Consider the following 22708-nt stretch of genomic DNA (forward strand, 5'->3'; position numbering starts at 1 on the left):
GAGTTTGCTCCCTGAGAGCGTGGTGGCTGATCCACCAATGAATTCCGACAATAAGCCGGAAAATCAGGATCCAGTTTTAGGGATTAAGCGCATGAGACGGCGGACGATGACCGGTGTGGCGCCAGGTCCTGATCTGGCTGGCAGCCTTTGCGGCGACTCTATCCCGTCAACACTTTACCCTGAAATTCGTTGTATGTTTTCTGTGTCACAATAGCAAGGGAAAAGCCAAATGTGCCATAATATTGATGGATTTCGCAACGCATAGAAGCTGGGGATAAAGTGATCGCGATTCGGCAGGCTGCAGCGGGTGTTTCGTCACACCGACGTTCACTGCTGCGGCGTCGGGTCCATCGCATTACAAATAGGGTGTGGCGGTTTATTGTTTAAGAGGGCTCGGATCGCGACGAAATCCGCAGCGCGGCGATCGATAATCGCAAGGCGGGTTCTGGCGGCGCTTTTGGCCGCCAGTCTCCTGCCGGTCGCTGTCAGCTCCGTCGAGGCCAGGGATCCGCTGCTTGCCTATGGCGCGCGCATCGTCGGCGACGACGCAAGGACCCGCATCGTCATCGATTTCGATCGCGAGCCGCGTTTTTCGGTCCACTATATCGCCAATCCGGAACGCATCGTCGTCGACCTGCCGGCGACCGCCTTCGGTTTTCCGGCGAAGGATCTTGCCGCCCGCGGCCTGTTCAAGGATATCCGCTACGGCAAGATGGACGAGGAGAGCGCCCGCATCGTGCTGACGACGGCAGGGCCGGTGAAGCTGGCGCTTGCCAAGGTGCAGGCCGATGAGACGGGCAACGGCCATCGCCTCGTGCTCGATGCGGAGATGATCGACAAGAAGGCCTTTGCCGAACTGGTAAAGACGCAATCCTGGAGCGATCGGACTGAGGCGGAGCAGACGACGAGCGCCATTCCGGCACCGGAAAAAGCTGCCCCCGGCGATTTTGTCATCGCCGTCGACGCCGGCCATGGCGGCATCGATACCGGCGCCATCGGCGTCGACACCAAGACCGAGGAAAAGCAGGTGACGCTTGCTTTCGCCAAGGCTTTGACCGACCGGCTGAACAAGGAGCCGGGCATCAAGGCTTTCCTGACGCGCGAGGATGACGAGTTCCTGTCGCTTTCGCAGCGCGTGCTGATCGCCCGCCAGAACCATGCCGGCCTATTCATTTCGCTGCATGCCGACACGCTGAAGCAGAAGGATATCCGCGGCGCCACCGTCTACACGATCTCCGACAAGGCATCCGACAAGCTCGCCGCCGATCTCGCCGAACGTGAAAACCTCTCGGATCAGATCGCCGGCAAGGAGACGGTTGCCGAGCCGCCCGAGGTCGCCGACATCCTGCTCGATCTGACACGGCGCGAGACGCAGGCGTTCTCGATCTCGCTGGCCGAGAGTGTGCTGAATTCCTTCAAGGATCAGGTCGGCACCATCAACAATCCGCACCGTCATGCCGGCTTCCGCGTGCTGCAGGCCCCCGACGTGCCGTCGATCCTTCTCGAGATCGGGTTCCTCTCGAATGCCGAAGACGAGAAACTGCTGCTCGACGAGGCCTGGCGCGGCAAGATCGCCGGTCTCTTGACCGACGCAGTGAAGCGATACCGAGCCGCCGTCATGGCGAATGGCGGCTGACAGCCGCCGCCCAAAAATCTGTAGCGGTTGCGGCACGGCGGCCCGCATAAAAACAAAGATTCATAAAAACAAAGATTTAAGTCCGCCGCATGAATCAAATTCTGAGCAGGATACCCAGATCGGCAGTTGGGACGGCGTTGCTTGGATGTGACAGTCCTAATGAAACGCGGCCGCAGCGGTGAATGCGGCGCAGACAGCCCTATTTTGCTCACATTCGCGCCGTTACTCCGGCTTATGTTTCGCAGCCTGAGGCGCGAAATCGGCTTGTGGCGGTTGCGCTCATAGAGTAAGCCGCGCAACGTGCAAATTGCCTTGATCTGTGCAATCGTTGCGGCTGCGCCGATTGAAGATCGAAGAGACCGGTAGCTGAAATATGGTTAGACTTTTTGGATATTTCTTCGGAATGGCCTGCGTCCTGTTTCTGGTCGCGGCGGCGGGTGTTGCCATCTATCTCGCCAATGTCGCGAAGGATCTCCCGGATTATGCCGTTCTGAACAGCTACGCGCCGCCGGTGACGACCCGCGTCCATGCCGGCAACGGCGCGCTTATGGCCGAATACGCCAAGGAAAAGCGTCTCTTCCTGCCGATCCAGGCCATTCCCGACCGCGTGAAGGCCGCTTTCCTGTCGGCCGAAGACAAGAATTTCTACAATCATCCGGGCGTTGATCTCACCGGCCTTGGCCGTGCAATCCTCGTCAACCTGCAGAATTTCGGTTCCGGCCGCCGCCCGGTCGGTGCCTCGACGATCACCCAGCAGGTGGCCAAAAACTTCCTTTTGAGTTCGGACCAGACGATCGACCGCAAGATCAAGGAAGCAATCCTCTCCTTTCGCATCGAGCAGGCCTACAGCAAGGACAAGATCCTCGAACTCTACCTGAACGAGATTTTCTTCGGTCTGAATTCCTACGGCATCGCTGGCGCGGCACTCACCTATTTCAACAAATCCGTCACCGAACTGACCGTCGCCGAAGCCGCCTATCTGGCATCGCTGCCGAAGGGACCTGCCAATTATCATCCTTTCCGCCATCCGGAAGCTGCGCTCGAGCGCCGCAACTGGGTGATCGACCGGATGGTCGAGAACGGCTATGTCAGCCAGCCTGACGGCGAGGAAGCCAAGAAACAGCCGCTTGGCGTCACCGCCCGCACCACCGGCCCCTCGCTCTTTGCTTCGGATTATTTCGCCGAAGCCGTGCGCCGCCAGTTGATCGACCAGTACGGGGAAAAAGTCCTCTATGAGGGCGGCCTTTCGGTACGGACGTCGCTCGATCCGCAGATGCAGCTCGCTGCTCGCAAGGCGCTGCAGGACGGTCTGGTTACCTATGACGAGCGCCGCGGTTTCCACGGCCCGATCAAGCAGATCGATGCAAGCGGCGATTGGGGTAAGGCGCTTGCCGATATCCCCGCACTGTCCGACGTACCGGAATGGCGGCTTGCCGTCGTACTCGCAGTTTCCGACTCGACCGTCGACATCGGCCTGCAGCCGGCCAAGGATGGAAGCGGCAAGGTTGCGGCCGACCGTCAACGCGGCACGATCGACGCCAAGAATATGCAATGGGCCTTCCGTTCGGCAGACGGCGCCCGCAAGTCCACGAAGTCGCCGGTCGGCGCCGTAGCTGCCGGTGACGTCGTCTATGTCGAGAAGCTCGGCGATAACACCTCGACCTCCTATCGCCTGCGTCAACCCCCGAAGGTGCAGGGTGGTCTCGTCGCGATGGACCCGAAGACGGGCCGCGTGCTCGCCATGGTCGGCGGCTTCTCCTACGGCCAGTCCGAATTCAACCGCGCCACTCAGGCGATGCGCCAGCCGGGCTCCTCCTTCAAGCCCTTCGTCTATGCGGCGGCGATGGACAATGGCTATACGCCGGCCTCGGTCATCATGGACGCTCCGATCGAAATCGTCTCGGGCGGCCAGGTCTGGAGGCCGGAAAACTACGGCGGCGAAGTAAGCGGCCCGTCGACGCTGCGCTCGGGCATCGAGCATTCGCGCAACCTGATGACGGTGCGCCTCGCCAACGATCTCGGCATGAACATCGTCGCCGAATATGCCGAGCGCTTTGGCATTTACGATCACATGCTGCCGGTTCTCTCCATGTCGCTCGGCGCCGGCGACACGACCGTGCTGCGGATGGTCTCGGCCTATTCGGTTATTGCCAATGGCGGCAAGCAGATCAAGCCGACATTGATCGACCGCATCCAGGACCGCTACGGCAAGACCATCTTCAGGCATGAGGAGCGTCTCTGCGAGGGCTGCAATGCCGGCGACTGGCAGAACCAGGAAGAGCCGAATATCGTCGACAACCGCGAAACCGTGCTCGACCCGATGACCGCCTACCAGATCACCTCGATGATGCAGGGCGTCATCCAGCGCGGCACCGCCGCCGGCAAGGTCGATCTCGGCGGTCGCGATGTCGCCGGAAAGACCGGCACCACCAACGACGAGAAAGATGCCTGGTTCGTCGGCTTCACGCCGGATCTGGTCGCCGGCCTCTATATGGGCTTCGATACGCCGGCCCCGCTCGGCCGCGGCGGCACCGGGGGTGTTCTCTCTGCCCCGATCTTCAACGAATTCATGCAGGCGGCCGTCAAGGACATGCCAGAATCGAAATTCGTCATTCCATCAGGCATGAATCTGATCCCGATCGACCGCAAGACCGGCATGGCGGCCGTCGACGGCGATCCGAACACCATCATCGAGGCCTTCAAGCCCGGCACCGGCCCGGCCGACAGCTTCTCTGTCATCGGCATGGACAGCACCATGGCGCCTGAAGAAATCCTGAAGACCTCGCCGCAGGCCAACCAGGCCGTCCAGACCGGCACGCCCGGCCTGTTCTGATCGAGGCCCGAATTTTTGAACGCCCGCCGCGGCCCTTTACATCCGCGGCGGGCGTCTCTATGTCACCAGCACTTGAGAAGACCGAGATAGAGAAGCAGGATAATGCGAGCGGAAATCGAAAACGTGGTCGATGAAACCAAGCAGGCTATCACCCTGCTGAGGAGGCATCTTTGACTGGGACCAGGCAATAAGACGGCTGGATTGGTTGAACAACAAGGCTGAGGATCCGAACCTCTGGAACGACGCTTCCGAAGCGCAGAAGCTGATGCGCGAGCGCCAGCAGCTCGATGACGGCATCAATGGCGTCAAGCAGCTCGAACAGCAGCTGAACGACAATATCGAGCTGATCGAGCTTGGCGAGGAAGAGGGCGACCAGAGCGTCGTCAAGGAAGCCGAGGATACGCTGAAGGCCTTGAAGGCCGAGGCCGCGCGCCGCCAGGTGGAAGCCATGCTCTCCGGCGAAGCCGATGGCAACGATACCTATCTCGAAGTCCATTCCGGCGCCGGTGGCACCGAAAGCCAGGACTGGGCGAACATGCTGCTGCGCATGTACACCCGCTGGGCCGAGCGCCAGCGTTTCAAGGTCGAGCTTCTCGAAGTCCATGACGGCGAAGAAGCCGGCATCAAGTCCGCGACCTTGCTCGTCAAGGGCCACAATGCCTATGGCTGGCTGAAGACGGAATCGGGCGTGCACCGCCTGGTGCGCATCTCGCCCTACGACAGCAATGCGCGCCGCCATACCTCCTTTTCGTCGATCTGGGTCTACCCGGTTGTCGACGACTCGATCCAGATCGAGATCAACGAAAGCGACTGCCGCATCGACACCTACCGTTCCTCGGGTGCCGGCGGCCAGCACGTCAACACCACCGACTCGGCCGTGCGCATCACGCATATTCCGACGGGCATCGTCGTGCAGTGCCAGCAGGAGCGCTCGCAGCACAAGAACCGCGCCAAGGCGTGGGACATGCTGCGCGCCCGCATGTACGAAGCGGAACTGAAGAAGCGTGAGGATGCCGCCAGCGCCGAAGCCGCTTCCAAGACCGAGATCGGCTGGGGCCACCAGATTCGCTCCTATGTGTTGCAGCCCTATCAGTTGGTCAAGGACCTGCGCACCGGCGTCGCCAGCAGCGCGCCGGATGACGTGCTCGACGGCGACCTGAACGAGTTCATGGAAGCAGCACTCGCTCACCGCATCAGCGGCGCCGCCGACGCGGTTGTCGAGGATGTCGACTGATCGGATTGACGATGGATTGAGACAACAAAAGCTCCGGAGACCGGGTTTTTGTTTTGTTCAAGCCATCGCGGCTTTATCGACGTTTTGAAACAGCGCTGCCGAAAGATCGGCAATCTCTTCATGAACGGCTGCGCGTTCGATGCCCGGCGGATCGGTAAAGAGTTCTGCCGCAAAGGCGAGGCCGAGCGCTGTGCCCTCTGGCACGAAGACATAGTGTCCGAGGCCGCCGCCGAAGATTTTAAGGGCGCTGCGCCGGAGCCGCGCATGCAGCCACGACGAACATTCTTCGGCCGGAGCGGCCCTGTCGGCATCACCGACCAGGATAAGGGCAGGCGCATCGACAGCTTTCAGGCTTTTCTCGCTGAACCCGAGAACGGACCGGCCCGGCGCGCAGATGAGTGCGGCCTTGATTCTGTCATCTCGGTAGTACTTCGACATCCGGGACCACGAATCGCGAAATACATCGCTGGTGCGCAGCAATGCCGGGATATGATTGGCAAGGTCGGGAAACTCCCGTGGTCCGCGCGCGCCACCCGGCTTCAGCCTCGACGGTTCGAACTGCGAGAACTGGGCGACAGCCCCAAGCAGCAGCATCACGCTATAGGCTCCGGCCGAAAATCCGGCTGCGAAGACACTGTTCGTATCGATATGGCCTGAGAGATCGCTGAGCCAGTCGTCGCGATGGTCGAGCATGTAGCTTAGATCCGGCGCCCGCTCCCAAAGGCAGGCGAAGCCTTCAGCGCGATAGGGCTCGATGCCGGTATTGCCGTGATGGCTGACGCCGAGCGCTGCAAATCCGCGATCGACCAGGCGTCGAGCCAGCCACTCCAGTCCGGCCGCGGATCCGCCGGTGCCATGCGACAGAAGAACAAGGGGATAGGGCACGGCCTCCGGTCGGATCGGGGCATCGCGGGCGACGGCCGCTTTCTGGAACCAGCTTCTTTCCGGCATTTCGCTTTCTCGCGCGTCATCGGCGGCGGGATACCAGAGGGACCAACTAATGGGTCTGGGGCCGGCTGCGTCCCAGTTCGACCTTTTCTCGTCGGAGAGGACGCCGTCACGAAAGCCCAGTTTCATCTCTTGGATGCCTCGCTGAACACTTCCAAGCCCTTCAATTCGTCGCTTTCTCCACGGTGATGTCGCCGAATTCGTCGATCAGCACGGTCCAGCCATCCGGCTCCGCCGCAGGGTCGGTCTTCAGATAGACCGTGGCGAAGAGCCCTGGTTCCTTGATGATGCCGTTCGAATTCTCAGGGCGGATATCGGTCACGTAAGGCTTCAGTTCGCTGAACTCCTGCAACTCGATGGTCGAGGCGATCACCGGGCCGGTCTCGGTCTGGGCAATCTGCTGCAGGTAAACCTTCGAAGTCCTGTCCGGCTGGCGCACGGCAAAAAGTTTGTAATAGCCGTGGCGCTGCGCGGCCTTTCCTTCGGGGTCGGCAACGCTCTCGGTGCCCGTCGGCGCGCGCTCAATCGCCGGTGCGTTGCCGTCATCCTCCCAGTAGCCGGTGCTGGTCGCGAAAATCACCGATGCCGGCAGGATGGCATCCTGGAGGGACGCGGCCTCAGCTGCAATGCTCCATCCCGCAAGCAGGAGGCTCGTCATTAATACCCGTCGCATTGCCATCGTCTCAATCCTTGAACTGCTCGGCGAGGATACGGTCGGACCAGGAGCGGTCGGGATCAGAAAGGATGCGTGCCGTCATATGCTCCGACTGGGCGATGCGGACATGCAGCACCGATTTGACCTCGGTATTGTCGGCCACTGCGTTCACCGGCCGCTTCACCGGCTCGAGGACGTCGATATCGACGGTCACCTTATTTGGAAGCAGTGCGCCCCTCCAGCGCCGTGGCCTGAAAGCGCTCACCGGCGTCATGGCGAGCAGTGGCGCTTCGAGCGGCAGGATCGGGCCATGGGCGGAAAGATTATAGGCCGTCGATCCGGCAGGGGTCGCCACCATCAACCCATCGCAGATGAGTTCCTCCAGGCGAACACGCCCGTCTACCGTGACCCTCAGATTCGCCGCCTGATAGGATTGGCGGAAAAGATAGACCTCGTTGATGGCGAGCGCCGTCGAGTTGGTCCCGTCGGCATTGGCCGTCGTCATTTGCAATGGCCGGAAGACGTTTTCGACGGCAGCGCAGATGCGCTCCTGAAGTCGTTCGCTGCGATAGTCGTTCATCAGGAAGCCGACCGAGCCGCGGTTCATGCCGTAGACCAGCTTGCCCGAGTTCATGGTGTTGTGCAGCGTCTGCAGCATGAAACCGTCACCGCCGAGCGCGACGATGACGTCGGCTTCGTCAGCCGGGACGTCACCATAGATGCCAATCAACTCCTCGCGCGCGGCAAGCGCCTCCGTCGTTGGTGAAGCGAGAAAGGAAAGCGTCTGAAATGAACGGCCCATGCAATGCCCTTTATGATGCTGTCTTAGCTAAAGGATAAAGGCCTTGCGCGACAAGGACGTTTTCTATCGCGAAGCGTTTTGAGCTGCAGCATACCAGTCCGCGCGACCGCTGATTTCCCTTTACAGAATCACAGAATCTGCTAGTTGGGGCAACTATCGCCCTTGTAGCTCAGTTGGTAGAGCACCTGATTTGTAATCAGGGGGTCGCGGGTTCGAACCCTGCCGGGGGCACCATTCTTTTCCGGGCGATACGGCCTGCCAACTCATGACGTTGGTTCGACGCTGCTTCGCTCAATCTCGCACCGCAGATCTTTTCAGATAGCACGCATCGCTTGATGAACCGCGCGTGAAGGGCTGCTTCAGCGCCAATTCAGGCGCGCCCGCATATCTTCGCCTCATCATCAATGAGGAAACAGCCATGAAGCTCGCTCATCTCTTTCTCGCCGCAACCATTTCCGTCGGTGCGGCTTTCGCGTCCGTCGCACCGGCGGCCGCCATGCCGGCCGAGCGGCCGGCGGTGTCGACGCAGGGCGATATCGTTCAAATTCGTGATGGCTGGCAAGGTGATCGCGACGGTGACGATCGTGGCTGGCGATATGATCGCGACCGTGACTATCGTGACTATCGTGACGACCGTGACTATCGTGACGACCGTGGCTGGCGCGATCAGCGCGACTGGCGCCGCTCCGACTGGCGCGATGATCGCCGTCACTGGCGGCGGTGGCGTGCCGAGCGTTGGCAGGAGCGCCGCGAGTGGCGCGATCGCGGCATGCCGTTCTGGCTCTACCGCAGCTGACGATAACGGCCCGGGTCATCCGGGCCTCTAGTCATTGAGTGATGCGTTCGTTGACGCTCGCCTCGATCCTTGTCGCCATTGCCGGCCTGTCCGGCGCGAGAGGGCGACATCATCGCGATGCTGGGCACGGAGGCAGCCATGAGGGAGACGACGGCTATCATTATGCGCATAAGCGTTCAATCCTCGTTCGATTCCGGGATTAACGCATGATCGCAGTCCGCGTTCCTGCCAGTAATTATTGTACCTGTCCCGGCGTCGCGGGGCCGGGCGCCGTCGGCGACAGAGGATCGGGCTGGTGGATGGGGTGTGACGTGTCCACCCAGATGATGCTGATGATAATCACGACGAAGACCGCGATGAAGAGGATACCGAAAATCAGTGGTCGAATGGCCATGATAGAGATCGTTCCTTCTTGCTTCTGGGCCGGTTGCGGCAACCGATCATTGCTCGATCATAGTGCTCCGGGGCGTCATTCCAAGGCAAAAGTGGATTTTTCTGGCATCGGAGCCGACTGACTATGGGTTAGTGGCGAACGAGTGAAAGCGGCTTGCCGCCTTCCTCCTTCGATTTGTCGAAATTGCCGTCAGCGCGCATGTCGAAGCCAAGCGACGAACCGTCAAGGCTCATCAGCGTCAGCCCGAAACCCTCAATATGCCAGAGGGCGAGCTTCAGTCTGGCGACGTTGGCAGCGCAGTCTCCCGAAAGGGACAGCGGCGCGTTGCCCTCCGCATCGACGCGGCCGTTGAGCGTCGCGCCGCAAAGCCTTTCGCCGTCCGGTCTTTGCATCGCCCATGTCCCGGCAAGACTGGCGACAGTCGGCAGGCGATCGACGCCGTCAGGTGCGGCGATCAGCAACAGCGGCGCGCCATCCTCAGTCTTCATCGGCTGCCCTTCGTTCTCGACGAAACGGGCGAGCACCTTGCGTGTCGCATCGATCAGGATAACGCCGCCATTGCCGTCGAAATTCCAGGAGTAGGCTTCGGCAAGTGCAGGCAGCGGCATCATGCAAGAGTCCTGGCCGGAGAGCGAATGGCCGCCGATCGCTTCGCCGGTTTCCAGCGTCAACCGACATCCGGTCGCACCGTCTTCCGGGGCAACGAGATAGGTTCCGGCCTGTGCTTTGAGAATATCGGGATCGATACCCTGTCCATATGCAAGTCCACAGACAAGCAGCGCCGCTGCCGGAGCCACCAGTTTAGGGAGGAAACGGACCATGACAATTACCCTTTGCCCGCAGCCAGCCTATACCTTCAAGTGGAGCCGCGCCGCATAAAGCGCGATCGCCGCCGCATTCGAGACATTGAGCGATTTGATCGCGCCCGGCATGTCGAGACGGGCAAGTGCGTTCACGGTTTCCCGCGTCTTCTGCCGAAGCCCCTTGCCTTCGGATCCCAGCACCAGCGCCACCTTCTCGCCGGAGAAGGTGCCTTCGAGCGGCGCCGGCCCTTCCGAATCGAGGCCGATGGTGGAGAAACCGAGCTTGTGCAATTCGCCGAGCGCATCGGCGAGATTGGTAACCTGTATATAAGGTATCAGCTCCAGCGCGCCCGAGGCAGACTTGGCGAGCACGCCCGATTCGGTCGGGCTGTGTCGCTGCGTGGTAATGACCGCACCCGCGTTGAAGGCGACGGCCGAGCGCATGATCGCGCCGACATTGTGCGGATCGGTCACCTGATCGAGGACGAGCAGGAGAGGGCTGTCCTTCAGCGCTTCGAGCCGGCGTACCGGAAGCGGCCGTGTTTCCAGCATAACGCCCTGATGAATCGCCTCGGGGCCGAGCACCTTGTCGATCTCCTGCGGCGAGACGATCTCGAAGGGAATGCCGAGCGCCTCGACATCGACTTCGAGGCGCGCTAGCGCATTCTGCGTCACGAACAGCTTGATCTTCTTGCGTTCGGAATTGTCGAGGGCCGCGCGCACGGTATGCAGGCCATAGAGATGCACCTGGTCGGGCGCAAGCGCCGGCGGCTTCCAGTCTTCGCCGCCGCGCTTGCGCTTTTGCGGCTGGGGTGTCGGAATCTCGCCGCGTTCGCGCTTGGCGTCACGGTGGGCGCGCCGCAGAGTGGCGTAATGCGTATCCTTGGCGGATGGGTCTGTCGCGGTCTTGCCGCCGGATTTGTTGTCTTTGCTCATGCAGCTTTATAGCCATGGCGCTCGCTGCCGCATAGGCTTTCTTTCATATGCCGGCTTTCGGTGGCGAATGAAATTTTTCGTGTTTTTTCCGTTGTCATCGTGTTGACAGACTGAAATGCTCCGGTCATATACGCGGCGCAGACGACGGGCGGCAACGCTTCGAAGTCTGACGAACTTGGTCTTGCGATCCGGACGAAAACTGGAGAGATGCCCGAGTGGTTAAAGGGGACGGACTGTAAATCCGTTGGCTCAGCCTACGTTGGTTCAAATCCAACTCTCTCCACCATTCGTCATCGGATCGGACCACCCCGCGGGTATAGCTCAATGGTAGAGCAGCAGCCTTCCAAGCTGAATACGCGGGTTCGATTCCCGCTACCCGCTCCATTTTCCGTTAAGCCACTTCATACGACAGCTGCCGCGGTCATCTCAAGATGTCTCCGGCGCTGGCGGAGACGCTGATGATTGCGGTTATCGGCTGGCAGGGAAGGGCGCTCGACGCCGAACGTCTATGGCGCGTCCCCGGTGTTCGATGCGATTTTCTTTAAGATTTCAGCGATTTTCAAGGGGGCTTTGGCGAATCGCCTTGCAGGCGGCAAATTGTCTCCCATATGCGCTCTCAGGCCAAGAATGGCGTCTGCAATTAAGTCTTGCGCAATCTCGCCGAAAGCCTTAAACGGCGGCACTAAACCGGTTCGCCGGGGCCACCATTTTCGTTCACAGGAAGCATTCAAATGGGAAAGAGTAAGTTTGAGCGCAACAAGCCGCACGTCAACATTGGCACGATTGGCCACGTTGACCACGGCAAGACGTCTCTGACGGCAGCGATCACGAAGTACTTCGGTGAGTACAAGGCGTACGACCAGATCGACGCGGCTCCGGAAGAAAAGGCCCGCGGCATCACGATCTCGACGGCGCACGTCGAGTATGAGACGCCGGCGCGCCACTATGCGCACGTCGACTGCCCCGGCCACGCCGACTACGTCAAGAACATGATCACCGGTGCTGCCCAGATGGACGGCGCGATCCTGGTGTGCTCGGCCGCTGACGGCCCGATGCCGCAGACGCGCGAACACATTCTGCTGGCCCGCCAGGTCGGCGTTCCGGCAATCGTGGTGTTCCTGAACAAGGTCGACCAGGTTGACGACGCCGAGCTCCTCGAACTGGTCGAGCTCGAAGTTCGCGAACTGCTGTCGTCCTACGACTTCCCGGGCGACGAAATCCCGATCGTCAAGGGTTCGGCGCTGGCTGCTCTTGAAGATTCCGACAAGAAGATCGGCGAAGACGCGATCCGCGAGCTGATGGCTGCGGTCGACGCCTACATCCCGACGCCTGAGCGTCCGATCAACCTGCCGTTCCTGCTGCCGATCGAAGACGTGTTCTCGATCTCTGGCCGCGGCACGGTTGTGACCGGCCGCGTCGAGCGTGGCATCGTCAAGGTTGGCGAAGAAGTCGAGATCGTCGGCATCCGCCCGACGACGAAGACGACGGTGACCGGCGTTGAAATGTTCCGCAAGCTGCTCGACCAGGGCCAGGCTGGCGACAACATCGGCGCGCTGATCCGCGGCGTTACCCGTGACGGCGTTGAGCGTGGCCAGATTCTGTGCAAGCCGGGTTCGGTCAAGCCGCACAAGAAGTTCATGGCTGAAGCCTACATCCTGACGAAGGAAGAGGGTGGCCGTCATACGCCGTTCTTCACCAACTACCGTCCGCAGTTCTACTTCCGCACGACCGATGTGACCGGCATCGTGACGCTGCCGGAAGGCACCGAGATGGTGATGCCGGGCGACAACGTCACGGTATCGGTCGAGCTGATCGTTCCGATCGCGATGGAAGAAAAGCTGCGCTTCGCCATCCGCGAAGGCGGCCGCACCGTCGGCGCCGGTATCGTCGCCTCCATCGTCGAGTAACTTTCGAGTTATCCGCAATTATGAAGACCCCGCTGGAAACAGCGGGGTTTTTGATTTTCATGGCTTCTTGTAGGTTTAACAGGTGTTGTAAAAATATCGTTAAATATGCCTGTCACAGTATTTTGTTCATCTCACGTTCAGAAACCGGTTTGTGATTGGACCATTTTAGTCCAGACTCCTCCTTGCAAAGAGGAGAGCCCGGATGATTCCCAAGGCCACATTCGCTGCGACGATATTCGCGATGTATGTTTTTACGATGTTTTTCATCGCTGCAATTCCGCAAGAGGTTGTTCAGTCAGCCGGAGTGCAGATCGACGAGGTAAGTGTCGTCAAGTAACGACCCTTACAGGCCATCGCAGGGTTCTGCGGTGACCGGAAATGATTGGCCAGGTGCTCCCGGATAGGATGCTCCTGGCGACGCGGGGGTGAACCCCTGCCGGACGCTCGCTTGCTCTTCGCGCGGAAGCGTCTATCTATGCCTCCGATTTCATGACGCGGAGGATATTCCATGAAGAGACGTATTCTGTTCACAGGCGGTTCGGGCAAGGCAGGTCGCCATGCTGTGCCATGGCTCGTCAAATCAGGTTACGAGGTTCACAACCTCGATCTCGTGCCGCTGGATAGCCCCGGCGTCACCAATCTCATCGCCGACATCACCGATAGCGGTCAGGTCTTCAACGCGCTTTCGATGCATCGCGATTTTCCCGATCTCGACGCGGGCAGGGGCGTGCAGCCCTTCGACGCCGTCGTGCATTTCGCCGCCATCCCGCGCATCCTGATCAAGCCCGACAACGAAACCTTCCGCATCAACACGATGGGCACCTATAATGTCATCGAGGCGGCGGTGAAGCTCGGCATCCGGAAGATTATCGTGGCATCGAGCGAGACGACTTATGGAGTCTGCTTTGCCGAAGGCCATCGCGATTTCCACCAGTTCCCGCTGGAGGAGGACTACGACGTCAATCCGATGGATTCCTACGGCCTTTCGAAGGTGGTCAACGAAAAGACGGCGCGCGCCTTTGCCGAACGTTCGGGCTTCGACATCTATGCGCTGCGCATCGGCAACGTCATCGAGCCTGACGAATACGAGAAGTTCCCGACCTATTTCGCCCATCCCGAGATGCGCAAGCGTATCGCCTGGAGCTATATCGACGCCCGCGACCTCGGGCAGATCTGCCATCTTTGCGTCGAGAAGGACGGTCTCGGCTACCAGGTGTTCAATGCCGCCAACGACACCGTCTCGGCCAATACGCCATCGAAGGAGCTCGCAAAGCGATTCTTCCCGAACGTGCCCTTCACCCGCGAGATCGGCGAATATGAGGGCCTGCTCTCCAACCGCAAGATCCGCGAGGTGCTGGGCTTTAAGGAAGAGCACGATTGGCGGAAATATGTGAAGGTCTGAACCGACCTTGGTCGCCGATTGAAAAGCCGATCGTTCGCATATCAGGAGAATGGCTTTGAAAATCGAAAATCGTGCTTGCCAATCCCTTGTCGCCGTCTTAAAGGGAGCGCCATGCTTTTCAGCAGCGATTTGCGGGCCTTGGCTCAGGCGCTGAATGATCGGTATGAAGGGGTATAGCTCAGTTGGTAGAGCGGCGGTCTCCAAAACCGCAGGTCGTAGGTTCGAGCCCTACTGCCCCTGCCATTTTCCTGGATGCGGGACAGCGCGCACATGCTCGCGGCATTTCCGGCCGGGGATTGATTGGTGGTAAGTAATTTCGTTAAACTTCGGTTTCCCTCTTGTGTATTCGGAAATCGGTGTTTATTTAGGGTTCAACAGACACGCGGTGCGTGGGGCTGATAGTTTCAGCTTTACGCGCCGTAATTGCGTGGGCAGTCGATGGCATCCAAATCCAATCCGTTTGCGTTTCTGCAGCAGGTTCGCTCCGAGACGTCGAAAGTTACATGGCCGTCGCGCCGCGAGACCATGATCTCGACGGTCATGGTGCTGGTGATGGTGGTTTTCGCCGCGCTGTTTTTCTTTGCCGCTGACCAGCTGATCGGCTGGGCTCTGAGCTTCGTGCTGAATACCGGCAACTGATACGGGTGGAGATGAAAATGGCGGCACGTTGGTACATCGTCCACGCATATTCCAATTTTGAAAAGAAGGTGGCTGAAGACATCGAGAATAAGGCTCGCCAGAAAGGGCTTGAGCACCTGTTCGAGAAGATCCTCGTGCCGACCGAAAAGGTGGTGGAAGTGCGTCGCGGCCGCAAGGTCGATTCCGAGCGCAAGTTTTTCCCGGGCTATGTCATGGTTCGTGCCAATCTGACGGACGAAGCCTACCACCTGATCAAGAATACGCCGAAGGTCACAGGTTTCCTCGGCTCCGACAATAAGCCCGTTCCGATTCCGGATTATGAAGCCGAGCGCATTCTCGGCCAGGTCCAGGAAGGTGTCGAGCGGCCGAAGGCCTCCATTACCTTCGAGATCGGCGAGCAGGTCCGCGTTTCCGACGGTCCGTTCGCTTCGTTCAACGGCACGGTTCAGGATGTGGACGAAGAGCGTTCGCGCCTGAAGGTGGAAGTGTCGATCTTCGGCCGAGCGACGCCAGTCGAGCTGGAATACGCTCAGGTTGAGAAGGTCTGATTGCAGAAATTGGAGGCTGGCTCTTGCGGCCTGTTTCCTGCGGACGTTGTCCGCACCCGCGTGGAAGGTGAGGGGTCTTAGCCGGACCCTAATGATCCGCACCACGCAACCGCAGCCGCCGGAGAGATCCGGCATCACGGGCCGGGCGACCGGCCGTTCATGAAAGGCAGAGAGATATGGCTAAGAAAGTTGCAGGCCAGCTCAAGCTTCAGGTCAAGGCAGGATCGGCAAACCCGTCCCCGCCGATTGGTCCGGCGCTTGGTCAGCGTGGCATTAACATCATGGAATTCTGCAAGGCGTTCAATGCCGCCACGCAGGAAATGGAAAAGGGCATGCCGATTCCGGTCGTCATCACCTATTACCAGGACAAGTCCTTCACCTTCGCGATGAAGCAGCCGCCGGTCAGCTACTGGCTGAAGAAGGAAGCGAAGATCACATCCGGTTCCAAGACGCCCGGCAAGGGCGCCAAGGCCGGCTCCCTCACCAAGGCTCAGATCAAGTCGATCGCAGAAGCCAAGATGAAGGATCTGAACGCAGCGGATATCGAAGGTGCAATGGCGATGATCGAGGGCTCCGCCCGCGCCATGGGCCTGGAAGTGGTGGGTTAAGATCATGGCTGGTAAGCGCACGCAGAAGATCAACGAAGGTGTTGATCCCACCAAGCTCTACGCTCTGACCCTGGCCATCGGCATGGTCAAGGAACGGGCTGTCGCCAAGTTCGACGAAACCATCGAAGTCTCGATGAACCTCGGCGTCGACCCGCGCCATGCGGACCAGATGGTTCGTGGCGTCGTCAACCTGCCGAACGGCACGGGCCGCACGGTTCGCGTCGCTGTTTTCGCTCGTGGCGCCAAGGCTGACGAAGCCAAGGCCGCTGGTGCCGATATCGTTGGCGCCGAAGACCTCGTCGAAATCGTCCAGGGCGGCAAGATCGAATTCGATCGCTGCATTGCCACCCCCGATATGATGCCGCTCGTCGGCCGTCTCGGTAAGGTTCTCGGCCCCCGCGGCATGATGCCGAACCCGAAGGTCGGCACCGTTACTATGGATGTCGCTGGTGCCGTCAAGGCTTCCAAGGGCGGCGCTGTCGAGTTCCGCGTCGAGAAGGCTGGCATCGTCCATGCCGGTATCGGCAAGGCCTCTTTCGAAGCCAAGGCTCTGGAAGAAAACATCCGCGCCTTTGCCGACGCCGTCATCAAGGCGAAGCCGGCTGGCGCCAAGGGCAACTACGTCAAACGCGTGGCGATTTCGTCGACCATGGGCCCGGGCGTCAAGATCGAGCCCGGCTCGGTCACCGGAGCGCCGACCGCATAAGTTTATGCCGGGCTTTAAGTCCGGCGACTGAATTTCCGGCCTCGCAAGGGGCCGGAATATTCCGGAGAAATCCGGAATCCTGTCCGAGATTGCAGGTGGTTTTCCCTTAATCACTGTGCCTGCATGAGACGGGTAAGACCCGAATTGCAAGAAGTTCGCTTCTAGGAACTCGGTTCGAGCCTTGGATGCCTTGTGCCTCTTTAGCCTTGATTGGCGCGAGAGCGCGGGGGGACAGGATCCTCAAGCGTCGCTTGGGATCTCGCTTGATCCCAGGAGGCAAAAGGCAACCGGCGGGCCCATTTTCGGTCCCGCCAACTGGAGATAGGCAGTGGAAAGAGCGGAAAAACGCGAATTCGTCACGGAACTGAACGAAGTCTTCAAGGCTTCGGGCTCAGTTGTCGTGGCCCACTATGCTGGTGCCACAGTCGCGCAGATGAACGATTTTCGTTCGAAGATGCGCGCAGCTGGCGGCACCGTCAAAGTCGCGAAGAACCGCCTGGCCAAGATTGCCCTTCAGGGTACGGAAGCGGAAGGGATGTCCAATCTCTTCAAGGGTCAGACGCTGATTGCATACAGCACCGATCCGATCACCGCTCCGAAGGTCGTCATGGATTTCGCCAAGACCAATGACAAGATCATTGTTCTGGGCGGCGCCATGGGAACAACCACGCTCAACGCCGATGCAGTCAAGTCGCTTGCGACCCTGCCTTCGCTCGATGAGTTGCGTGCGAAGCTGCTGGGCATGATCCAGACACCGGCTACCCGCATCGCTGGGGTTGTTGCAGCACCGGCAAGCCAGCTTGCTCGCGTGTTTGCGGCCTACGCCAAGAAGGACGAAGCCGCGTAAGGCGGTTTTTCGCTGTTTATAATCAACCGGTTCGAACCGAACAAAAGGAACTAGTAAAATGGCTGATCTCGCAAAGATCGTTGACGACCTCTCCTCGCTGACCGTTCTGGAAGCTGCAGAACTGTCGAAGCTTCTCGAAGAAAAGTGGGGCGTTTCCGCCGCTGCTCCGGTAGCTGTTGCTGCCGTTGGTGGCGGTGCTGCTGCTGCTGTCGTTGAAGAAGAAAAGACCGAATTCGACGTCATCCTCACGGATGTCGGCGCCAACAAGATCAACGTCATCAAGGAAGTCCGCGCCATCACCGGTCTCGGCCTCAAGGAAGCCAAGGATCTCGTTGAAGCCGCTCCGAAGGCTGTCAAGGAAGGCGTCAACAAGGCTGAAGCCGCTGACATCAAGAAGAAGCTTGAAGACGCTGGCGCCAAGGCCGACGTCAAGTAATCTTGAACTGCTTTTGGGAGGCAGTATTTCTACTGCCTCCCATTTGCCGTTTTTCTGAACGAATTACCCAAAAGCCGCGTCGAAACGGCTTTTGGGTAATGGGTTCTTCAAAAGGATGGTCTCCCACCGAGGGCAGCACAGCAATCCGAGCTGAGCGTTTTCCGGGGTCGGACGAGATTGAACTACTCATTGATTGACGGGATCGACTGGCCATCGGTTCCCGTCCGTTGCAGGCCCGGGTGCAAGATTTTGAAGGAGCGACGATGGCTCAGACCCTTTCGTTCAACGGTCGCAGGCGCGTACGCAAGTTTTTTGGTAAGATCCCCGAAGTCGCAGAAATGCCGAACCTCATCGAGGTTCAGAAGGCGTCCTACGACCAGTTTCTGATGGTTGAAGAGCCGAAGGGCGGCCGGCCCGACGAGGGCCTTCAGGCCGTCTTCAAGTCGGTTTTCCCGATCACCGATTTCTCCGGCGCATCGATGCTGGAATTCGTGTCCTACGAATTCGAACCGCCGAAGTTCGACGTTGACGAATGCCGTCAGCGCGACCTGACCTATGCGGCGCCGCTGAAGGTGACTCTGCGCCTCATCGTGTTCGATATCGACGAGGATACCGGCGCGAAGTCGATCAAGGACATCAAGGAACAGTCCGTCTACATGGGCGACATGCCGCTCATGACCAACAACGGCACGTTCATCGTCAACGGTACCGAGCGCGTCATCGTCTCTCAGATGCACCGTTCGCCGGGCGTCTTCTTCGACCACGACAAGGGCAAGAGCCATTCGTCCGGCAAGCTGCTCTTTGCTGCGCGCGTCATCCCTTATCGCGGTTCCTGGCTCGATATCGAATTCGACGCCAAGGACATCGTCTACGCCCGTATCGACCGCCGCCGCAAGATCCCTGTGACGTCGCTGCTGATGGCGCTCGGCATGGACGGCGAGGAAATCCTCGACACTTTCTACACGAAGTCGCTCTACAAGCGCGACGGCGAAGGCTGGCGTATTCCTTTCAAGCCGGAAACGCTGAAGGGTGCCAAGGCGATCACCGAGATGGTCGACGCCGATACCGGCGAAGTCGTCGTGGAAGCCGGCAAGAAGCTGACCCCGCGCCTGCTGCGCCAGCTTTCCGACAAGGGCCTGAAGGCACTCAAGGCCGCCGACGACGATCTTTACGGCAACTACCTTGCCGGTGACATCGTCAACTACTCGACGGGTGAAATCTACCTCGAGGCTGGCGACGAAATCGACGAGAAGACGCTTGGCATCATCCTGGCGAACGGCTTCGACGAGATCCCGGTTCTCGGCATCGACCACATCAATGTCGGCGCCTATATCCGCAACACACTGACAGCCGACAAGAACGAGAACCGTCAGGACGCTCTGTTCGACATCTACCGCGTCATGCGTCCGGGTGAGCCGCCGACCATGGAATCGGCGGAAGCCATGTTCAACTCGCTGTTCTTCGATGCGGAGCGTTACGACCTCTCCGCCGTCGGCCGCGTCAAGATGAACATGCGCCTCGACCTGACCGTCGAAGACACCGTCCGCATCCTGCGCAAGGACGACATCCTGGCCGTGGTCAGGATGCTGGTCGAACTGCGCGATGGCAAGGGCGAGATCGACGACATCGACAACCTCGGCAACCGCCGCGTCCGTTCGGTCGGCGAGCTGATGGAAAACCAGTACCGTCTCGGCCTGCTGCGTATGGAGCGCGCGATCAAGGAACGTATGTCCTCGATCGAGATCGACACGGTCATGCCGCAGGATCTGATCAACGCCAAGCCGGCAGCCGCCGCCGTGCGCGAATTCTTCGGTTCCTCGCAGCTCTCGCAGTTCATGGACCAGGTCAACCCGCTCTCGGAAATCACCCACAAGCGCCGTCTTTCGGCTCTTGGCCCGGGCGGTCTGACCCGTGAGCGCGCCGGCTTCGAAGTCCGCGACGTGCATCCGACCCACTATGGCCGCATTTGCCCGATCGAAACGCCGGAAGGCCCGAACATCGGTCTGATCAACTCGCTTGCGACCTTTGCCCGCGTCAACAAGTACGGCTTCATCGAAAGCCCGTACCGCCGAATCGTCGACGGCAAGGTGACGAGCGACGTGCTCTACCTCTCCGCCATGGAAGAGGCGAAGTACTACGTCGCCCAGGCCAACGCCGAGATGAACGCTGACGGGTCCTTCGTCGACGAATTCGTCGTCTGCCGTCATGCCGGTGAAGTTATGCTCGCTCCGCGCGACAGCATGAACCTGATGGACGTCTCGCCGAAGCAGGTTGTTTCGGTCGCAGCCGCGCTCATCCCGTTCCTGGAAAACGACGACGCCAACCGCGCGCTGATGGGCTCGAACATGCAGCGTCAGGCAGTGCCGCTGCTGCGTGCCGAAGCTCCGTTCGTCGGGACCGGCATGGAGCCGGTCGTCGCCCGTGACTCGGGTGCTGCCATCGGCGCCCGCCGCGGCGGCGTGGTCGACCAGGTCGACGCGACGCGTATCGTTATCCGCGCCACGGAAGACCTCGAAGCCGGCAAGTCCGGCGTCGATATCTACCGTCTGCAGAAGTTCCAGCGTTCGAACCAGAACACCTGCGTCAACCAGCGCCCGCTGGTCACCGTCGGTGACGAGGTCAACCGCGGCGACATCCTCGCCGACGGCCCATCGACCGATCTCGGCGACCTGGCGCTCGGCCGCAACGCGCTCGTCGCGTTCATGCCCTGGAACGGCTACAATTACGAAGACTCGATCCTGCTCTCCGAGCGTATCGTTGCCGACGACGTGTTCACCTCCATTCACATCGAGGAATTCGAAGTGATGGCACGCGACACCAAGCTTGGTCCTGAGGAAATCACCCGCGATATTCCGAACGTTTCGGAAGAAGCGCTGAAAAACCTCGACGAAGCCGGCATCGTCTATATCGGCGCCGAAGTTCAGCCGGGCGATATCCTCGTTGGCAAGATCACGCCGAAGGGCGAAAGCCCGATGACGCCGGAAGAAAAGCTTCTGCGCGCCATCTTCGGCGAAAAGGCCTCCGACGTGCGCGACACCTCCATGCGCATGCCGCCCGGCACCTACGGCACCATCGTCGAAGTTCGCGTCTTCAATCGCCACGGCGTTGAAAAGGACGAGCGCGCGATGGCGATCGAGCGCGAAGAGATCGAGCGTCTGGCAAAGGACCGTGACGACGAGCAGGCGATCCTCGACCGTAACGTCTACGGCCGTCTGATCGAAATGCTGCGCGGCCAGGCCTCTATTGCTGGCCCGAAGGGCTTCAAGAAGGGCAGCGAGCTTTCGAACGCCGTCGTCTCCGAATATCCCCGCTCGCAGTGGTGGATGTTCGCGGTCGAAGACGAAAAGGTCCAGAGCGAGCTCGAAGCGCTCCGCGGTCAGTACGACGAATCCAAGTCGCGCCTCGAACAGCGCTTCATGGACAAGGTCGAAAAGGTCCAGCGCGGCGATGAAATGCCCCCTGGCGTCATGAAGATGGTCAAGGTCTTCGTCGCCGTAAAGCGCAAGATCCAGCCTGGCGACAAGATGGCCGGCCGTCACGGGAACAAGGGCGTCGTCTCGCGCATTGTGCCGGTGGAGGACATGCCGTTCCTCGAAGACGGCACGCATGTCGACGTCGTTCTGAACCCGCTCGGCGTGCCTTCGCGTATGAACGTCGGCCAGATCCTGGAAACCCATCTGGGTTGGGCTTGCGCCGGCATGGGTCGCCAGATCGGCGAACTGATCGACGCATACAAGGCCAATGGCAACATTGAGCCGCTGCGCAAGACCATCGGCGATGTCGTCGGAGACGGCCCCAAGGCCGAGCAGGTGCACGAGTTCGACGACGACTCGGTTCTGCGTCTCGCCGACCAGTGGAAGCGCGGCGTTTCGATTGCGACGCCTGTTTTCGACGGCGCGAACGAAGCCGACGTCAACGACATGCTGCGTTTGGCAGGTCTTAAGGATAGCGGTCAGTCGACGCTCTATGACGGCCGTACCGGCGAGCAGTTCGACCGCCAGGTGACGGTGGGCTACATCTACATGCTGAAGCTCAACCATCTGGTCGACGACAAGATCCATGCTCGTTCGATCGGTCCTTACTCGCTCGTGACCCAGCAGCCGCTGGGCGGCAAGGCGCAGTTCGGCGGCCAGCGCTTCGGCGAAATGGAAGTCTGGGCGCTCGAAGCATACGGCGCGGCCTACACGCTGCAGGAAATGCTGACGGTGAAGTCGGATGACGTCGCCGGCCGTACCAAGGTCTACGAAGCCATCGTCCGCGGAGACGACACGTTCGAAGCCGGTATTCCGGAAAGCTTCAACGTTCTCGTCAAGGAAATGCGCTCGCTGGGCCTCAGCGTCGAGCTCGAGAACACCAAGCTTGACGAGGCGCAGGCAGCTCAGCTGCCCGACGCGGCCGAGTAAGCACTTGATAGGGCGTGCGCTGCCAATGCGGCGCACGCCGGTCCCGCCGGGCGCCGTATCCGTGTCGGCCCGGAAGGGAAGTTTCGCCGCATCCAGCGGTTATTCTCGTTTAAGCGAGGAAGGCGGCTCCCGGGAATTTGCCGCCGACCATCGCATTTTGAGGGCGCTTTAGCCC

At 60.1% G+C, this 22708-nt stretch carries 20 protein-coding genes and 4 tRNA genes; 18 read left to right on the forward strand and 6 right to left on the reverse strand.

Translation table 11 applies throughout. The annotated features are described in order from the left end of the window. Window positions 1-379 precede the first annotated feature (379 nt). The 3 genes from N2A41_RS07565 (at window position 380) to prfB (ending at window position 5703) form a co-directional block, all read left to right on the forward strand. Window positions 380-1636, forward strand: coding sequence for an N-acetylmuramoyl-L-alanine amidase (locus N2A41_RS07565; protein ID WP_260110644.1), 1257 nt, complete (start codon window positions 380-382; stop codon window positions 1634-1636). Between the two features lie 373 nt (window positions 1637-2009). Further along, window positions 2010-4469 (forward strand): penicillin-binding protein 1A, encoded by a 2460-nt coding sequence (locus N2A41_RS07570; RefSeq protein WP_170280156.1) that lies wholly within the window; start codon window positions 2010-2012, stop codon window positions 4467-4469. A gap of 102 nt (window positions 4470-4571) precedes the next feature. After that, window positions 4572-5703, forward strand: a protein-coding gene (gene prfB / locus N2A41_RS07575) for a peptide chain release factor 2 (protein ID WP_112902571.1) whose coding sequence is annotated in 2 segments (ribosomal slippage) — window positions 4572-4640 and window positions 4642-5703 — 1131 coding nt in all. Because the reading frame shifts where the segments join, the coding sequence is not laid out codon by codon here. A 57-nt stretch (window positions 5704-5760) separates the two neighbouring features. Here the strand turns inward: prfB and N2A41_RS07580 are convergent. The 3 genes from N2A41_RS07580 to N2A41_RS07590 are packed head-to-tail and all read right to left on the reverse strand — an operon-like array spanning window position 5761 to window position 8108. Continuing rightward, entirely contained in the window at window positions 5761-6780 is a 1020-nt protein-coding gene (locus N2A41_RS07580; protein ID WP_222384788.1) for an alpha/beta hydrolase family protein, read from the reverse strand. Window positions 6781-6814: 34 nt separating this feature from the next. Next, a complete protein-coding gene (locus N2A41_RS07585) occupies window positions 6815-7330 on the reverse strand; it encodes a hypothetical protein (RefSeq protein ID WP_260110647.1) in 516 nt (171 codons plus the stop codon). 4 nt (window positions 7331-7334) lie between these two features. After that, the gene (locus tag N2A41_RS07590; protein WP_170256828.1) at window positions 7335-8108 is read right to left on the reverse strand and encodes an NAD kinase; all 774 of its coding nucleotides are present in this window, start codon (window positions 8106-8108) and stop codon (window positions 7335-7337) included. 158 nt (window positions 8109-8266) lie between these two features. Here N2A41_RS07590 and N2A41_RS07595 point away from each other — a divergent pair. Both N2A41_RS07595 and N2A41_RS07600 read left to right on the forward strand, forming a co-directional pair. Beyond that, window positions 8267-8342, forward strand: a tRNA-Thr gene (locus N2A41_RS07595). A 112-nt stretch (window positions 8343-8454) separates the two neighbouring features. Then, window positions 8455-8904 carry a hypothetical protein gene (locus N2A41_RS07600; protein WP_260110648.1) on the forward strand — a complete coding sequence of 150 codons (450 nt, stop codon included), beginning with the start codon at window positions 8455-8457 and terminating at the stop codon, window positions 8902-8904. Window positions 8905-9139: 235 nt separating this feature from the next. On the opposite strand, the gene N2A41_RS07605 is transcribed toward N2A41_RS07600, so the two are convergent. The 3 genes from N2A41_RS07605 to rlmB form a co-directional block, all read right to left on the reverse strand. Then, window positions 9140-9298: a hypothetical protein gene (locus N2A41_RS07605; RefSeq protein WP_003558513.1), complete on the reverse strand. Its 159-nt coding sequence runs from the start codon at window positions 9296-9298 to the stop codon at window positions 9140-9142. 128 nt (window positions 9299-9426) lie between these two features. After that, a complete protein-coding gene (locus N2A41_RS07610) occupies window positions 9427-10119 on the reverse strand; it encodes a protease inhibitor Inh/omp19 family protein (protein WP_260110650.1) in 693 nt (230 codons plus the stop codon). 27 nt (window positions 10120-10146) lie between these two features. Further along, window positions 10147-11037, reverse strand: coding sequence for a 23S rRNA (guanosine(2251)-2'-O)-methyltransferase RlmB (gene rlmB / locus N2A41_RS07615; RefSeq protein ID WP_017963896.1), 891 nt, complete (start codon window positions 11035-11037; stop codon window positions 10147-10149). A gap of 201 nt (window positions 11038-11238) precedes the next feature. On the opposite strand from rlmB, the gene N2A41_RS07620 reads away from it, so the two are divergent. The 13 genes from N2A41_RS07620 (at window position 11239) to rpoB (ending at window position 22533) form a co-directional block, all read left to right on the forward strand. Then, window positions 11239-11323 (forward strand) — tRNA-Tyr (locus N2A41_RS07620). Between the two features lie 24 nt (window positions 11324-11347). Beyond that, window positions 11348-11421 (forward strand) — tRNA-Gly (locus N2A41_RS07625). A gap of 347 nt (window positions 11422-11768) precedes the next feature. Continuing rightward, window positions 11769-12944 (forward strand): elongation factor Tu, encoded by a 1176-nt coding sequence (gene tuf, locus N2A41_RS07630; protein WP_017963897.1) that lies wholly within the window; start codon window positions 11769-11771, stop codon window positions 12942-12944. Window positions 12945-13146: 202 nt separating this feature from the next. Further along, on the forward strand, window positions 13147-13281 hold the full coding sequence (locus N2A41_RS07635; RefSeq protein WP_017963898.1) for a hypothetical protein: 135 nt from the start codon (window positions 13147-13149) through the stop codon (window positions 13279-13281). 171 nt (window positions 13282-13452) lie between these two features. Further along, window positions 13453-14346 (forward strand): NAD-dependent epimerase/dehydratase family protein, encoded by an 894-nt coding sequence (locus N2A41_RS07640; RefSeq protein ID WP_170283009.1) that lies wholly within the window; start codon window positions 13453-13455, stop codon window positions 14344-14346. A 167-nt stretch (window positions 14347-14513) separates the two neighbouring features. After that, window positions 14514-14589, forward strand: a tRNA-Trp gene (locus N2A41_RS07645). Window positions 14590-14784: 195 nt separating this feature from the next. Beyond that, window positions 14785-14985 (forward strand): preprotein translocase subunit SecE, encoded by a 201-nt coding sequence (secE, locus tag N2A41_RS07650; RefSeq protein WP_003547514.1) that lies wholly within the window; start codon window positions 14785-14787, stop codon window positions 14983-14985. A gap of 17 nt (window positions 14986-15002) precedes the next feature. After that, window positions 15003-15533 carry a transcription termination/antitermination protein NusG gene (gene nusG, locus N2A41_RS07655; RefSeq protein ID WP_003547516.1) on the forward strand — a complete coding sequence of 177 codons (531 nt, stop codon included), beginning with the start codon at window positions 15003-15005 and terminating at the stop codon, window positions 15531-15533. Window positions 15534-15709: 176 nt separating this feature from the next. Next, entirely contained in the window at window positions 15710-16141 is a 432-nt protein-coding gene (gene rplK / locus N2A41_RS07660) for a 50S ribosomal protein L11 (protein ID WP_003547518.1), read from the forward strand. Between the two features lie 4 nt (window positions 16142-16145). Further along, on the forward strand, window positions 16146-16847 hold the full coding sequence (rplA, locus tag N2A41_RS07665) for a 50S ribosomal protein L1 (protein ID WP_017963901.1): 702 nt from the start codon (window positions 16146-16148) through the stop codon (window positions 16845-16847). Between the two features lie 328 nt (window positions 16848-17175). Continuing rightward, complete coding sequence (gene rplJ, locus N2A41_RS07670; protein WP_003547522.1) at window positions 17176-17694, forward strand: 50S ribosomal protein L10; 519 nt, start codon at window positions 17176-17178, stop codon at window positions 17692-17694. A 58-nt stretch (window positions 17695-17752) separates the two neighbouring features. After that, window positions 17753-18130 carry a 50S ribosomal protein L7/L12 gene (rplL, locus tag N2A41_RS07675; protein WP_017963902.1) on the forward strand — a complete coding sequence of 126 codons (378 nt, stop codon included), beginning with the start codon at window positions 17753-17755 and terminating at the stop codon, window positions 18128-18130. 263 nt (window positions 18131-18393) lie between these two features. Next, entirely contained in the window at window positions 18394-22533 is a 4140-nt protein-coding gene (gene rpoB / locus N2A41_RS07680) for a DNA-directed RNA polymerase subunit beta (protein WP_170278542.1), read from the forward strand. Window positions 22534-22708 lie beyond the last annotated feature (175 nt).

Source organism: Rhizobium sp. SRDI969 (assembly GCF_025152725.1).
Taxonomy (GTDB): Bacteria; Pseudomonadota; Alphaproteobacteria; order Rhizobiales; family Rhizobiaceae; genus Rhizobium; species Rhizobium leguminosarum_I.

What these genes read in the sequence shown, in the direction of transcription:
- rplL (WP_017963902.1), top strand. Translation starts at nt 17,753, where the DNA reads ATGGCTGATCTCGCAAAGATCGTTGACGACCTCTCCTCGCTGACCGTT.
- N2A41_RS07570 (WP_170280156.1), top strand. Translation starts at nt 2,010, where the DNA reads ATGGTTAGACTTTTTGGATATTTCTTCGGAATGGCCTGCGTCCTGTTT.
- N2A41_RS07585 (WP_260110647.1), bottom strand. Translation starts at nt 7,330, where the DNA reads ATGGCAATGCGACGGGTATTAATGACGAGCCTCCTGCTTGCGGGATGG.
- rplA (WP_017963901.1), top strand. Translation starts at nt 16,146, where the DNA reads ATGGCTGGTAAGCGCACGCAGAAGATCAACGAAGGTGTTGATCCCACC.
- N2A41_RS07605 (WP_003558513.1), bottom strand. Translation starts at nt 9,298, where the DNA reads ATGGCCATTCGACCACTGATTTTCGGTATCCTCTTCATCGCGGTCTTC.
- N2A41_RS07580 (WP_222384788.1), bottom strand. Translation starts at nt 6,780, where the DNA reads ATGAAACTGGGCTTTCGTGACGGCGTCCTCTCCGACGAGAAAAGGTCG.
- secE (WP_003547514.1), top strand. Translation starts at nt 14,785, where the DNA reads ATGGCATCCAAATCCAATCCGTTTGCGTTTCTGCAGCAGGTTCGCTCC.
- N2A41_RS07590 (WP_170256828.1), bottom strand. Translation starts at nt 8,108, where the DNA reads ATGGGCCGTTCATTTCAGACGCTTTCCTTTCTCGCTTCACCAACGACG.
- N2A41_RS07640 (WP_170283009.1), top strand. Translation starts at nt 13,453, where the DNA reads ATGAAGAGACGTATTCTGTTCACAGGCGGTTCGGGCAAGGCAGGTCGC.
- nusG (WP_003547516.1), top strand. Translation starts at nt 15,003, where the DNA reads ATGGCGGCACGTTGGTACATCGTCCACGCATATTCCAATTTTGAAAAG.
- rplK (WP_003547518.1), top strand. Translation starts at nt 15,710, where the DNA reads ATGGCTAAGAAAGTTGCAGGCCAGCTCAAGCTTCAGGTCAAGGCAGGA.
- N2A41_RS07635 (WP_017963898.1), top strand. Translation starts at nt 13,147, where the DNA reads ATGATTCCCAAGGCCACATTCGCTGCGACGATATTCGCGATGTATGTT.
- rpoB (WP_170278542.1), top strand. Translation starts at nt 18,394, where the DNA reads ATGGCTCAGACCCTTTCGTTCAACGGTCGCAGGCGCGTACGCAAGTTT.
- N2A41_RS07610 (WP_260110650.1), bottom strand. Translation starts at nt 10,119, where the DNA reads ATGGTCCGTTTCCTCCCTAAACTGGTGGCTCCGGCAGCGGCGCTGCTT.
- tuf (WP_017963897.1), top strand. Translation starts at nt 11,769, where the DNA reads ATGGGAAAGAGTAAGTTTGAGCGCAACAAGCCGCACGTCAACATTGGC.
- rlmB (WP_017963896.1), bottom strand. Translation starts at nt 11,037, where the DNA reads ATGAGCAAAGACAACAAATCCGGCGGCAAGACCGCGACAGACCCATCC.